The organism is Acinetobacter sp. A1-4-2 (genome assembly GCF_040233925.1).
GTDB lineage: Bacteria > Pseudomonadota > Gammaproteobacteria > Pseudomonadales > Moraxellaceae > Acinetobacter.
Genome location: NZ_CP157981.1, coordinates 888,967 through 901,912 on the forward strand (window position 1 = coordinate 888,967; position 12,946 = coordinate 901,912).

The 12,946-nt window shown below is 40.4% G+C and carries 13 protein-coding genes and 1 tRNA gene; 6 read left to right on the top strand and 8 right to left on the bottom strand.

Annotation, left to right across the window (positions count from 1 at the left end; all coding sequences use genetic code 11):
* Positions 1-9: 9 nt before the first annotated feature.
* Complete coding sequence (gene carA / locus ABJ384_RS04285; protein WP_200222965.1) at positions 10-1,149, bottom strand: glutamine-hydrolyzing carbamoyl-phosphate synthase small subunit; 1,140 nt, start codon at positions 1,147-1,149, stop codon at positions 10-12.
* 310 nt (positions 1,150-1,459) lie between these two features.
* Between carA and ABJ384_RS04290 the strand changes: the two genes are divergently transcribed.
* Positions 1,460-1,933, top strand: a complete 474-nt coding sequence (locus tag ABJ384_RS04290) for a hypothetical protein (RefSeq protein ID WP_349929052.1) — start codon at positions 1,460-1,462, stop codon at positions 1,931-1,933.
* A gap of 134 nt (positions 1,934-2,067) precedes the next feature.
* Here the strand turns inward: ABJ384_RS04290 and ABJ384_RS04295 are convergent, their stop codons facing one another.
* Both ABJ384_RS04295 and yhbY read right to left on the bottom strand, forming a co-directional pair.
* On the bottom strand, positions 2,068-2,607 hold the full coding sequence (locus ABJ384_RS04295; protein ID WP_086196274.1) for a DOMON-like domain-containing protein: 540 nt from the start codon (positions 2,605-2,607) through the stop codon (positions 2,068-2,070).
* Between the two features lie 9 nt (positions 2,608-2,616).
* Complete coding sequence (gene yhbY, locus ABJ384_RS04300) at positions 2,617-2,940, bottom strand: ribosome assembly RNA-binding protein YhbY (RefSeq protein WP_086199214.1); 324 nt, start codon at positions 2,938-2,940, stop codon at positions 2,617-2,619.
* A gap of 195 nt (positions 2,941-3,135) precedes the next feature.
* Here yhbY and rlmE point away from each other — a divergent pair, with 195 nt between their 5' ends.
* The 4 genes from rlmE (at position 3,136) to ABJ384_RS04320 (ending at position 7,307) form a co-directional block, all read left to right on the top strand.
* Positions 3,136-3,786 (top strand): 23S rRNA (uridine(2552)-2'-O)-methyltransferase RlmE, encoded by a 651-nt coding sequence (rlmE, locus tag ABJ384_RS04305; protein ID WP_086196272.1) that lies wholly within the window; start codon positions 3,136-3,138, stop codon positions 3,784-3,786.
* A gap of 132 nt (positions 3,787-3,918) precedes the next feature.
* Positions 3,919-5,808 (top strand): ATP-dependent zinc metalloprotease FtsH, encoded by a 1,890-nt coding sequence (gene ftsH / locus ABJ384_RS04310; protein WP_166167460.1) that lies wholly within the window; start codon positions 3,919-3,921, stop codon positions 5,806-5,808.
* 132 nt (positions 5,809-5,940) lie between these two features.
* Positions 5,941-6,798: a dihydropteroate synthase gene (gene folP / locus ABJ384_RS04315; RefSeq protein ID WP_349929055.1), complete on the top strand. Its 858-nt coding sequence runs from the start codon at positions 5,941-5,943 to the stop codon at positions 6,796-6,798.
* Positions 6,799-6,992: 194 nt separating this feature from the next.
* Entirely contained in the window at positions 6,993-7,307 is a 315-nt protein-coding gene (locus tag ABJ384_RS04320) for a DUF5713 family protein (protein ID WP_349929057.1), read from the top strand.
* Between the two features lie 29 nt (positions 7,308-7,336).
* Here the strand turns inward: ABJ384_RS04320 and ABJ384_RS04325 are convergent, their stop codons facing one another.
* The 3 genes from ABJ384_RS04325 to ABJ384_RS04335 all read right to left on the bottom strand — a co-directional run bounded on the left by ABJ384_RS04325 (position 7,337) and on the right by ABJ384_RS04335 (position 8,815).
* Positions 7,337-7,729 (bottom strand): hypothetical protein, encoded by a 393-nt coding sequence (locus tag ABJ384_RS04325; RefSeq protein ID WP_349929058.1) that lies wholly within the window; start codon positions 7,727-7,729, stop codon positions 7,337-7,339.
* A gap of 105 nt (positions 7,730-7,834) precedes the next feature.
* Positions 7,835-7,920: transfer RNA gene (locus ABJ384_RS04330), tRNA-Leu, on the bottom strand.
* Positions 7,921-8,083: 163 nt separating this feature from the next.
* Positions 8,084-8,815, bottom strand: coding sequence for a hypothetical protein (locus tag ABJ384_RS04335; protein ID WP_349929059.1), 732 nt, complete (start codon positions 8,813-8,815; stop codon positions 8,084-8,086).
* 299 nt (positions 8,816-9,114) lie between these two features.
* On the opposite strand from ABJ384_RS04335, the gene ABJ384_RS04340 reads away from it, so the two are divergent.
* Positions 9,115-9,621 carry a hypothetical protein gene (locus ABJ384_RS04340; RefSeq protein WP_349929060.1) on the top strand — a complete coding sequence of 169 codons (507 nt, stop codon included), beginning with the start codon at positions 9,115-9,117 and terminating at the stop codon, positions 9,619-9,621.
* Positions 9,622-9,980: 359 nt separating this feature from the next.
* On the opposite strand, the gene ABJ384_RS04345 is transcribed toward ABJ384_RS04340, so the two are convergent.
* Together ABJ384_RS04345 and ABJ384_RS04350 are read right to left on the bottom strand one after the other, a co-directional pair.
* Positions 9,981-11,306: a hemolysin family protein gene (locus ABJ384_RS04345; protein ID WP_086196264.1), complete on the bottom strand. Its 1,326-nt coding sequence runs from the start codon at positions 11,304-11,306 to the stop codon at positions 9,981-9,983.
* Between the two features lie 127 nt (positions 11,307-11,433).
* Positions 11,434-12,423, bottom strand: coding sequence for a LysR family transcriptional regulator (locus tag ABJ384_RS04350; RefSeq protein ID WP_086196263.1), 990 nt, complete (start codon positions 12,421-12,423; stop codon positions 11,434-11,436).
* Positions 12,424-12,946: the final 523 nt, after the last annotated feature.

A 12,946-nucleotide genomic window follows, 5' to 3' on the forward strand; every position in this document is an offset into this window, starting at 1 on the left:
CTTCCTTAATTACTTCTTAGATGCTTCGATAAGTTCGATGAAATGATCGAACAATGGTGCGCAGTCATGTGGACCAGGGCTTGCTTCAGGGTGACCCTGGAAGCTGAACGCAGGTTTGTCTGTGCGATGCATACCTTGCAAGGTTTGGTCGAACAGTGATTTGTGCGTTGCTTTCAAGTTAGCCGGTAGCGTATCTGTATCTACTGCGAAGCCGTGGTTTTGAGAAGTAATCATCACTGTACCATCTTCAAGATTTTGTACAGGATGGTTGGCACCGTGGTGACCGTGAGGCATTTTCACAGTTTTTGCACCTGAGGCAAGTGCAAGAATCTGGTGACCTAAACAAATACCAAATACTGGAATTTCAGTCGTTTCTACAATTGTTTTTACAGCTTCAATTGCATAGTCACATGCAGCTGGATCGCCAGGGCCGTTTGATAAGAACACGCCATCTGGATTCAACGCTAACACGTCAGCAGCAGGAGTTTGTGCAGGAACAACAGTCAGTTTACAACCGCGGTCTGCAAGCATACGTAAGATGTTGGTTTTGACACCGTAATCGTATGCAACAACATGGAATTTAAGTTCAGGTTGGGAGAAACCTTTTCCAAGTGTCCAAGAGCCTTCAGTCCATTCGAAACCTTCAGGGTCACAGCATTCTTTTGCAAGGTCTAAACCGTTAAGACCACCGAACGCACGTGCTTTTTCTAAAGCTTCTTCTTCTGTGATATTTTCGCCAGCAAGGATACATCCATTCTGCGCGCCTTTATCACGTAAAATACGAGTGAGTTTACGCGTATCGATGTCAGCAATTGCCACAACATTGTGCTGTTGTAAGTATTCGCCTAGAGATTGAGTTGAACGGAAGTTGCTATGCAATAAAGGCAGGTCACGAATGATCAATCCGTTTGCCCATACTTTATGAATTCGACCTGACTCAGCGTCTTCATCATTACAACCTGTATTACCAATATGCGGATAAGTTAGGGTGACAAGTTGTTGTGCATAACTAGGGTCAGTCAAAATTTCTTGATAGCCAGTCATGGCAGTGTTGAAAACGACTTCACCAGTCGTACTACCCGATGCGCCAATTGAAGTACCTTTAAAAATAGTACCATCGGCAAGGGCTAAAATTGCTGGGGTGCTCAAACCAAAGCTCCTGAAATTTAGGCTGTAAAAAAGCGAGTAGACGAAAAAAAAGGAAGGCTATTATAAAACCTATCCTCCTTGTCTGCTCGCTTGAACTTAACACGGCATTATACGCAGAAATAGCCTTTAAGTCCAACGGCTTTACAGCAAAAGTATGAGATAAATCCCTTGCTTTTTGGCTTAAAGTCTGTTTCTGCATCTATGTATGTAAAATGTAAGCAAATTAGAATTGTCTAACAAATCAAAACTTAAATTTTATCAAAACGGAATACGCTAGAGCTCTCATGTAATAACTATAGGAAAAAAGATCATGACCTTAGAACACAAGCCAACAAAAGCAAAAACTACTTTAAAGGAAGTGGTTGCAGAAGGTGCGGACAAGTTGGAACAGGCATCTAAAGAAGCACAGCAAAAAGTGACAGAAGCGGTGACAGAATCTACTGAGAATGTAAAAGCAGAAGCAAAGGAGGTACAGGCAAATGTTCAAGAGCAGATTCAAAGTTTAAAACAAGACCTTTTTCAGCGTATTGAAACCATTAAAAAGCAACTCAATTTTTCACAGAAAGATTTGGCAGAATTGAAAGAGTTCGTAAAAGCTGAATTTAATGCGGTGATTGAAGACTTATCGAAACTTGGCAAAGAGTTAAAAGAGGATGTCAGTCAAATTTCAGTCAAACATAAGGATCATCTGGCTGAAACCTTAAAACGTTCTAAAGAACATACTTTAGATGTGTGGAAAAAGGTGTCAGTGAAATCGGATGACGAACCTACTTTAAAAAGCTGACATATAAGTAGACATGTCTACTTATACTGGCGAGGAAGGACCCTATGCTAGTTTTCTTTAGGTACACATTGAAGACATAAAAAAGTGAGGTACTTTGCCTCACTTTTTTACTGTTTGAATATTGCTGCTATGCTCTAGAACTGATGTAGCCAATCACGCTTGTTGTGAAAGTCCGCATTTGGACTGCTGTGTTGCATGGCATAATATTGTTCGCCTTGCGAGGTTTTGAGTACAGCGCTTAAGCCCAGAAACAAATCCGACCATTGCAATTTGTGCTTTAACATAAACTCGGTTAAATCAAGGCTCACATTTAAACCATAATGTGTGCGTTTAAGCTGGTTCAGTTCGATGTCATCGGCGGCTTGAGGCGGCATATCTTCCGGATAGCGATATTCCTCAAACTGATAGACCTGCCACGCTTGGGAAGGCGACAGATTGATTTCGCGATAGAAATCCTCACCCTGTACACCAATAAAAATTTCAAAACAGGTGTGTTCCCATAAGAAATCTTGACGAGGGTAGTCTTGAACCAGTTCAGGCCATTGTATGAACTGGTTGGGGTCGCGTAACCAGTAGCCCACATTTAAGCTATATGGGCTTTGTTGTTCAATCGCAGCAACCAGGGAGATCGATTGAAAGCGACGATCAAAGGCGCTAAGTTCGTAACTTGCCATAAAATCTGCTTAGTTAGACAAATGAGCGTGACGAACCAAGTTGGATAATTTGGCATTCTGTTTGGCCGCTTTTTTATAAATCAGCGCAATTTTACCAATTTTTTGAACAACTTCAGCACCAGTTTGAGCTGAAAGATCTTCGATTAAAGATGCGCGTTCTTCACGATCTTCCGCTACGATTTTCACTTTAATCAATTCGTGATCGTTTAAAGCGCGGTTTAATTCTTCGACTACAGCTTCAGTCAAACCTTTATCGCCTAGCATAACCACCGGGTTTAATGCATGTCCGATTTGACGTAAACGTTTACGTTCCTGAATAGATAAAGCCGCCATAAAGATAACCTAATTTTAAAAACGGCTTAGTATAACAAATGCCAAGTTTAAACGCTTTATATTCTGTTGAAATAATCGATTTCAATTATTGAAAAAAACCTTTCAAAGATTGGATTTAGATACAGATGTATACTGCAAGGCCTATGTTTTTCACGTACAATCACCTATTAGAAGTTTTTTATTATTTAGAGAGTTATGGCGACACGCATTACCAACCAGAAGTTGTCAAAAAGTAGTCGAGAGTGGATGCGCGAGCATTTGGATGATCCTTTTGTTAAGAGAGCACAAAAGGAAGGTTATCGTGCGCGTGCTGCTTATAAGCTTCTTGAAATTCAAGAAAAATACAAAATTATTAAACCGGGCATGACTGTGGTTGACTTGGGTGCGGCACCCGGCAGTTGGTCACAAATTGCAGGTAAATTAGTCGGTGACAAAGGCTTGTTGATTGCCTCCGACATTTTACCTATGGATGCCTTGCCGGATGTGACCTTCCTGCAAGGTGACTTCCGTGAGGAAGAAGTTTTTGAAAAATTGTTAAATATTTTAAACGGACGGACTGTAGACGTTGTAATTTCGGATATGGCCCCCAATACATCAGGTAATAAGGCTGTAGATCAACCGCGTCAAATTTACTTGTGTGAACTGGCTTTAGATTTTGCCAACAAGGTTTTAGGACCGAAAGGCCAATTTATCGTCAAGGTTTTCCAGGGCACTGGATTTGACGAATTCCGTAAACAAGTTGTAGATAGTTTTGATGTATTGAAGACGGCAAAACCTGCCGCTTCACGTGCCCGTTCTAAAGAAGTATTTTTAATCGGGCAAGGTCGTAAGAAGGCCTCTACATAAAGTTTACTTGCCAAGACGTTAAAAATTGTGCATTTTGTACATTTTTAAAATATTGCAAAGCTGATCTTCAGCTTAAATTAAGGTCACCCATTTTTGGGCATGATCAAATTAGATTGATATGGGAATAAAGCTTTGAGCGATCTCTTCAAGAATGCCGTATTGTGGCTGGTTATACTGGGTGTGCTGATTCTGATTTTCAGTAACATCAGTGACCGCAATCAACCGACAGCAATGAATTATTCAGAGTTTGTTTCAGCGGTGAATGCTGGTCAAATTAAGCAAGTCACCATTGATGGCGAAAGAATCCGTGGTGAAAAAACAAACGGTTCAGAGTTTGAAAGTATTCGTCCTGCGGTTCAAGACCCGGAACTGATGCCAAACCTCATCAAACATAATGTTGTTGTAGAAGGGACTGCACCGCAACGTCAAGGTTTGTTGATGCAACTTCTTATCGCTAGCTTCCCTGTACTTTTGATCATTTTGTTATTCATGTTCTTTATGCGCAACATGGGTGGTGGAGCAGGTGGTAAAAGCGGTCCAATGAGTTTTGGTAAATCGAAAGCCAAAATGCTCTCTGAAGACCAGATTAAAGTCACCTTTAGCGATGTTGCTGGCTGTGATGAAGCTAAACAAGAAGTTGTTGAAATTGTAGATTTCTTGAAAGATCCATCTAAATTTAAACGTCTGGGCGCAAGTATTCCTAAAGGCGTATTGATGGTTGGTCCTCCGGGTACCGGTAAAACCTTGCTTGCCAAAGCGATTGCAGGTGAAGCAAAAGTTCCGTTCTTCAGTATTTCAGGTTCTGACTTTGTCGAAATGTTCGTGGGTGTCGGTGCATCACGTGTACGTGACATGTTTGAACAGGCAAAACGCCATGCCCCATGCATTATCTTTATTGATGAGATTGATGCAGTCGGTCGTCACCGTGGTTCAGGTACTGGTGGTGGTCACGATGAACGTGAACAGACACTGAACCAGATGCTGGTAGAAATGGATGGTTTTGAAGGTAATGAAGGCATTATCGTCATCGCTGCAACCAACCGTGCCGATGTACTGGATAAAGCCTTGCTTCGTCCTGGCCGTTTTGACCGTCAGGTGATGGTAGGCCTTCCAGACATTAAAGGCCGTGAACAGATTCTGAATGTACATTTGAAAAAATTGCCTTCACACACGGGTGTGGATGTCAGAGTGCTGGCACGTGGTACACCAGGTTTCTCTGGTGCACAATTGGCGAACCTTGTAAACGAAGCAGCGTTATTTGCTGCCCGTCGTAACAAGAACACAGTCGACATGCATGACTTTGAAGATGCTAAAGACAAGATCTATATGGGTCCTGAACGTAAGTCGATGGTGATTCGTGAAGAAGAACGTCGTGCTACTGCTTACCATGAAGCGGGTCATGCGATTGTTGCAGAAATCTTGCCGGGTACTGACCCTGTACATAAAGTCACCATTATGCCACGAGGCTGGGCATTAGGCGTGACCTGGCAATTGCCGGAACAAGATGCAATCAGTCATTATAAAGACAAAATGCTGAATGAAATTTCAATTTTATTTGGTGGCCGTATTGCCGAAGAAGTGTTTATTAATCAGATGTCGACAGGTGCGTCAAATGACTTTGAACGTGCCACTAAAATGGCACGTGCAATGGTCACTAAATACGGTATGTCTGACCGAATGGGTGTGATGGTTTATGAAGATGAAAACCAAAACGGTTTCTTTGGAAATGTCGGTAGTCGTACCATTTCTGAAGCAACGCAACAGCAGGTAGATGCCGAAGTTCGCCGCATTCTGGATGAACAGTATAAAGTTGCTCGTGAGGTTCTGGAAAACCACAAAGAGATTGCGCATGCCATGGTGAAAGCTTTGATGGAGTGGGAAACCATTGATCGTGACCAAATCCGTGACATCATGGAAGGTCGTGAACCACAACCACCTAAAGTATATGTTGCTGAAAATCCGGTGATTGATGTAACACCAACAGATGGTCCTGCAACTCCTCCACCATTACCAGCAAGCTAAGTTGGATGGTTAGAAAAAAGAGTCTCAAATGAGGCTCTTTTTTTATGGATAAGGCAATGGTGTCTGAAAAGATTTCAGACTGTAAAATTGTAGAGTTGTTAGAATAGCCGGATTGCTTGAAGGAGAAATATAATGCAATTGATGCCATTACCTAATCGAATGCTGCAATGTGGTCAAATGAAGTTGGACTTGTCTCAGCCCCACGTGATGGGGATTCTGAATGTCACTCCAGATTCTTTTAGTGATGGCGGAAAGCATAATACCAAAGACCAAGCCATAGCGTATGCCTTGCAGATGATAGAGGATGGTGCAAGCATAATTGATGTTGGGGGGGAATCAACTCGTCCCGGTGCTTCTGTGGTGGAGGTGGATGATGAAATACGCCGTGTAGTGCCTGTAGTTGAAGAATTGGCTAAGCATGATGTCATTATTTCAATTGATACCTCACAACCCGAAGTGATAAAAGCTGCTGTTCAAGCAGGGGCACATATCTGGAATGATGTGCGTGCATTAACCCGTCCTCATGCCTTGCTAACCGCTGCTGAACTGAATATTCCTGTGATTATTATGCATATGCGTGGCGAACCCACCACCATGAATAATTTAGACCAGTATGATGATGTAACCACTGATGTGATTAAAGAGCTACAGCAGAGAGTAGATGATGCAATACAGGCTGGGGTAAAACCTGAAAATATTGTGATTGATCCGGGCTTTGGTTTTGCTAAAAATGCACAGCAAAATTTGAAGCTGTTAAATGAATTTTATAAATTGAATGATATGGGTTATCCAATTCTATCGGCACTTTCCCGGAAGCGCTTTATTGGTGAAGCTCTGGGTGGGGCGGATGCTCAAAATCGTGCGATGGGTTCTGTTGCTGCTCATTTATTTAGTATTCAACAGGGGGCCTGCATGGTACGAGCACATGACGTCAAGGCAATGAGTGATGCCATTAAAGTATGGCAGGCGATGAATAATCTGGGTGTATAACCTAGGTATATAAAAAAGCTCGATAAGGTATCGAGCTTTTTTAGTTTAAGGTGTAATTGTTGACTCATATTTAATTACTTCAAAGACATGTCAATAAAAATGGGGGAAATCACCTTTTTTATTGTAGCGTTTGGTAATTTTGTTGCTTTGTGTTATACAAGCTCGCGTTAATGCATGTCTTTTTTGAGTGTTGTATGTTTGAAGATTTACTTCTCCCGATGTTTGATGATGAATATTATCCCGATATTCTTGTGGCTGAAGTCAAGCAGGCCATAAAACAGTTTGCAAAGAAAGTGGCTAAGCCTGATTTATCTGAAGCTGAAATTTATCATTTTGCTGCTGAAACAGTGGCTTTGATCAATAAGATGAAACCGCAATTTGAGGATTTGGATTCTTCCTTGGATGATACGGCAGCCGATTATATTGCTGAAGCCATGATGATGGTGGTGCAAGATAACGGTTATATAGATATTGAAATGGAAGAACTGGTATCGAATAGAGAGTGGTAAGTCACTCTCTATTTGTTAGTTTTGTATATTTAAAGTTTGGCCTGACTAGGCAAAAGATCGCTTAGATGCCAACTGGCCTGAAGATGAATTTCGGCTATCTCATCTAAGATTAAATGAAATCTCTCGTTTTCAGTATAAGCCTGTGCTCTTAAATTGAGCCAAAAGTTCGGGGCTTTCCGCAGCAAGCTTTTAATCTGCTTTTCATCTTCTGGATGATTAAAGTGCAGGGGATAGGCATACTTAGATAAAGTGCAATGAGTTAAAACAAGTTGTCCATGCTCTTCGTGAACGGTACCAGAAAATAAATCATAAACCTTTGCGGGTTGCGGTTTTCCCATTGCTTGTACTGCATGAGTCAGGTTTGTGCTCATCCATATCAACAGGCTGGCATACAGCAGGAAATACGTTTTAAATCGCTTCATTTTTATTTTGTCTTTTTTATTAGTTTACTATTGTTGAATTATTTAGGCATAAAAAAACCAGCTTATTGCTGGGTCTTTTATTGCACCATTTTAAAAGTATTAAAATGGTGCCCGAGGCCAGACTCGAACTGGCACGCTTTGTGGGCGGGGGATTTTAAATCCCCTGTGTCTACCGATTTCACCACTCGGGCATGTGCGCAATAATAGTGGACGGAATAAAACTTGGCAAGTATCTTTCCGTGTATTTGCTTTCTTTTCAATCAATTCATGTGTTTATCACTGTAAAATAGTGTTTTGACCATTTTTTGTCGTGACAAACCTATTGTAAAACTAAGCGAGGCTGATTTTTTAAAGTTACATCAAGCTATCCAGATAGGTTTCGACATCTATATGCTTATGTGTTTTACACAATTCATTTTCATAACGAATCAGTTGTATGTGCAGATCGATAAACTGTTTTTCTTGTTGTCGCAGCGTGTGCAGTGCAGCTGATTTCTTGCTAACAAATAGGCTTTTGAACTGAATTTTTAACACCTGCTTATAGGCCCAAAAACAAATGCGGCGGGTTTCTTGCAGATAAAAATATTGTTCGTTTTGTGTACCTTCACGGAACATATTTTCTTTATAAAAACGAACAAAACCAAAACTCAAGGCAAAGAAAAAAAGAATAATTTGTAAAACTGTACTTTCAATATAAGCGATATTGATGGCTTGTAGCACAATGAGTACCGCAAGTTTAACCGGAGTATGGCGAAGTTGCTGATATAAAGAAGTAGAGCTATGTTTGATCTGTTTGATGACCACGGGCGTATAAAGCATAAACAACAACATAATGGCTAACACAGCAATGCCTTGGGCACGAAAAGCATTGAATTGCGGAAATTGGCTAGCAATGAAATGACCCAAACTCATCGAAAGCGAGATAAAAATCATTGCGGCCAGAACCCAGGGAATTAGCTCCTTCAGTTCATCTAAAATTCCTTTAGTTTTGATCATGCTGTAAAACAAATAATTTCTTTTAAATGCTGCCGGGTACTGTTCCCGCAATTGATTTAAAAAAATTGCCGTTTGTTTATTACTGATCATAAGAATTAAAGAAACATAAAAATTAGAGCTAATATAAAGGATTTGAAAGCATTTAACAGAGAAAAATCAGAAAATTACAGATTCCTTATTTCAAGGCTAAGCTCTATTTATTTCACATGCAGGCATGAGTTTTTAGCATATTCATAATGGCTGAGATGTATTGCGCCAATTTACTTAATCTTAGGGTCATGTTTTAAACCGCTAAATGATGAATCGACTCGGGAGCTTAATTTTATTCCTGTATTCAGTGAGGAATTATGCGAAAATAGCCCTTTCTTATTTTTGTCCAAGGACAGTTCATGACTGATCAATCTCCTGAATCTTTAAGCGATATCGAAATTTTAGACATTTTACAGTCCATGAAAAGCGATGTGCTAAATAGTGAAGCGAATGAGATGATCCGTAATGGTGGTAAAGCTGGTCGTCAAGAGGCACATAAAAATGCCCTAGTTGCTTTAAATGCCAGTTTTGAAAGCAAGTTTGTTGAAGCTGTCACTTTGGCCCTACATTTAAATGAAGCGCAAAGTAAAAAAATTCGTTATAAAAAAGACCGTATTCGTATTTTAAAAGCGCACGGCATTGATTACTTAGCTATTGATGGTGCCGAAACAGCACAGGTTTTATCACAAATTGCACAGGCCATTACCCGTGAAGATGCGACTGTGACTCACGACTTGCATAATATTTTTCCATTCTGGAAAGAAGGCTGGCCAATGGTGCAGTTCGACAATGCTTACAAGATTCTGGAAGATGACATTACTATTCACTATCAGGCTGTACTGGATGAGCTGATCAGCAAGTACTAAGTATTTCGTTAAAAAAGCATCCATGAGGTGCTTTTTTAATCCCGGTAAATGAGAGAGAGCAGCCAGCTGATTGGAAGAATAAACACTCTTCACCAGCTCAGGAGTGGCCAGAAAAAATACTGACCCCAAGTCAAGGTAGAGTCAAAGCCGCGTCGTCTGCGTTCATGCGGATAGGGAATTAAAATAACACTTAGTAGCAGCAAACCCATTCCTGTCAGTAACAAAACTGAATTTTGTTGCCGAGCAAAAAAGAAATAGAGTAGATAAATTCCCGAATAAAAACTGAGACAGGCCAGCAAAGCAGATAAATTCATCAGTGTACCTTTTTATTATTATAAGTTTAAAAAAGAAGAATCAGATTATTCTGATTCTTCAGGATGATTATTTTCTGCTTCCTTTAGAAGTCGTGTGACCAGGAGCTGGTCAATTTTAAAATGGTCAACATCCACCACTTCAAATTTATAGTTACCATAGATCACGGTATCGGCAGGGCGTGGAATTTTGCGTAGACGGTACATCATGAAACCGGCAAGCGTTTCATAATTTTCTTCATCCGGCATTTCATCAATTTCAAGGGCATGTTTCAGGTCCTCAATTGGCGTGCTGCCATCAATCAGCCAGGAATTGTTATCGCGCTTAATAATTTGCTGATCTGCTTCAATTGGCGTGACCCAGTCACCCATGACGGTAATCATAATATCAGACAAGGTAATCACGCCAACTACCAAGGCATATTCGTTAATTACCACCGCAAACTTTTCTTTGGTTGAACGGAAACGGTCCAGTAATTCAGATAAAGTCAAAGTATCGGGGATGGTTAATACATTGCGAATGGTACTTTCATTGAGTTGCAGTAAAGACTGGTTATTCAGAATCCGCACCAGAATATCCTTAGCATCAACATAACCAATCACATCATCAATATTTTCACTACACACCAGAAACTTGGAATAAGGATATTCAGCCAGTTTTTGCCGGATACTGGCTTCAGATTCTTTCAAGGTGAAATAGATGACATTTTCACGAGTTGTCATACTCGAAGGAACATTACGTTCTTCAAGCTCAAACACGTTTTCAATAAAGTGATGTTCCTGTTTCTGTAATACGCCTGCCTGCGCACCTGCATCCATGACAGCAGAAATATCATCAAAGGTGATGTTGTCTTCACGGGTGGTATTGACCTTGAACAGGCGAAATAACAGATTGGCAATGGCATTGATGAACCAGGCCAGTGGACGACATACGCTAATAAAAATTTGAATCGGATTGATCACAGACACAGCAATTTTTTCCGGTGCAATCATGGCCAGACGTTTTGGCATCAAGTCTGCAAACAGAATGAATAATGACGTGACTAAAGTAAAAGACAAGGCAAAACCGATCGTTTCAGCCCACGCACCCGTATAGAAACGTGAAACTAGCTCGAGAAAATAAGGACGGAAAGCACCTTCACCTAAAATACCGCCAAGAATAGCAACAGCATTTAAACCGATTTGTGAAGCTGCAAAAAAGTCTGCTGAATTTTCCTGTAAATCCAACACTTGCTGAGCACGTTCATCCCCTGATTCAGCCAGTATTTTTAGTTTAACTTTACGTGCACCCGCTAGGGCAATTTCGGTGAGCGATAAGAATCCCGCACCCGCAATGAGGATGATGATGATGACGATATTTTGAAAGAGGCTCACAAATCCACCTGTGGATCATCATTATTATGAATATTTTTAACATAAAAGAAGGTCAGGTAATAATGAAATAACTACCTGACTAAATACAGTATAAGCTTAAAAAAGAAGAATTTAAGAAAAATTGCGCTTAATAATGTGAAAATTGCGAATTATTCATTAAAAATTCACGATTTTCTTCTTCAATCATTTGGCGAGCCACATACAGAATCAGCTGGCGTAACCAGCGATGTGCCGGGTGATGATGCAATAACGGACACCATGCCATCTTCAATTCAAACTCGGGAATATAGAAGGGAGGGTCTTTCATCAGCAGGTTCTGGTTTTTAGCCTGTAAACGTGCAATGCGTGTTGGCAAAGTCGCAACGAGGTCAACATTGGCAGCCAATAACCCGGGCATTTGATAGTGACGGGTAAAGACCGAAATTTTACGCTTTTGACCAATACGTTCCAAAGCCTGATCAATCCAGCCCAAACCCGCCTGTTTTTCCGGATTGACCCCAAAGCCCACTCCCATACCTGTTTTAGAGACCCAGATATGCTGTGCATCTAAATAACTTTTAAGGTTTAAATTCCCCGCGGCAGGATGCTTGCTATTGAGTAGACAGGAAAAGCTGTCTCGCCAGACCAGGACCTGGTGGAAACTTTGCGGAATTTCATTGAAACGGTTAATCGCCAGATCGACTTTGCCTTGTTCCATGTCACGGTAGGACACGTCACTGGGGGTTAAAAAGTCCAGTACCACATTGGGTGCTTCGGAGCGTAAGGCTTTAACCAAACGTGGTACTAAAGTCGCTTCAGCATAGTCCGAGGTCATAATGCGGAAAACACGATTCGATGTATAAGGACGGAACTCGGTACGCGGTTCCAGAATCATTGAAAGATCAGACAAGGCATCACGGATACGCGGCTGTAATTCCAAAGCACGTTCTGTGGGGGTCATTCCTTCAGAAGAACGAATTAACAGCGGATCATTAAATAAATTGCGTAAACGACGCAAAATGTTACTCATGGCAGGTTGGGTTACACCCAATTGTTCTGCAGCACGCGTGACATTTTTTTCGCGAAGCAGTACATCAAGATATATTAATAGATTGAGATCGACCCGCTCCAGATTCATACAAGAAATACCGAAAATAAGCTCATGAAATTATTTCGATTATGCCATAAGCGACAAGGCTTGTGTAGGAATATTGATGAAAAAAGAGACGGGATAATCGTGGAATTTTATATAGATAAAATGAATTAATGAATGAATTAACGAGGGTAACCGTCACGCTTATTGAAGTAAAGTTAAATGAATCAGAGAGAAAAAATCGGGGATTTTAATACCAGATAAAAGCCTTTATTGAGTGAGCTATAAAAAGAAAATAGAAGAAATAAAATACAGTCATATTTTGATGATTTTGATTAAAAATTTACATAAATGACTAAAAAAGTAGCTGGTCAAGCTTTTTTCTTTCAGAGCACGACTTAAGTCTAATGAAGAAAAAAGCGGCATTGCGAACACTTTGTAAGCAAAAAATGATTTTGAGTAATTAAAATAAAGTTAATTAAAACAATAATTTAAAATTTTGAAACATAAATATAATAAGACTTTGATCTACATATTTTTTAAATAAATACTGGGAATTAATCGAGAA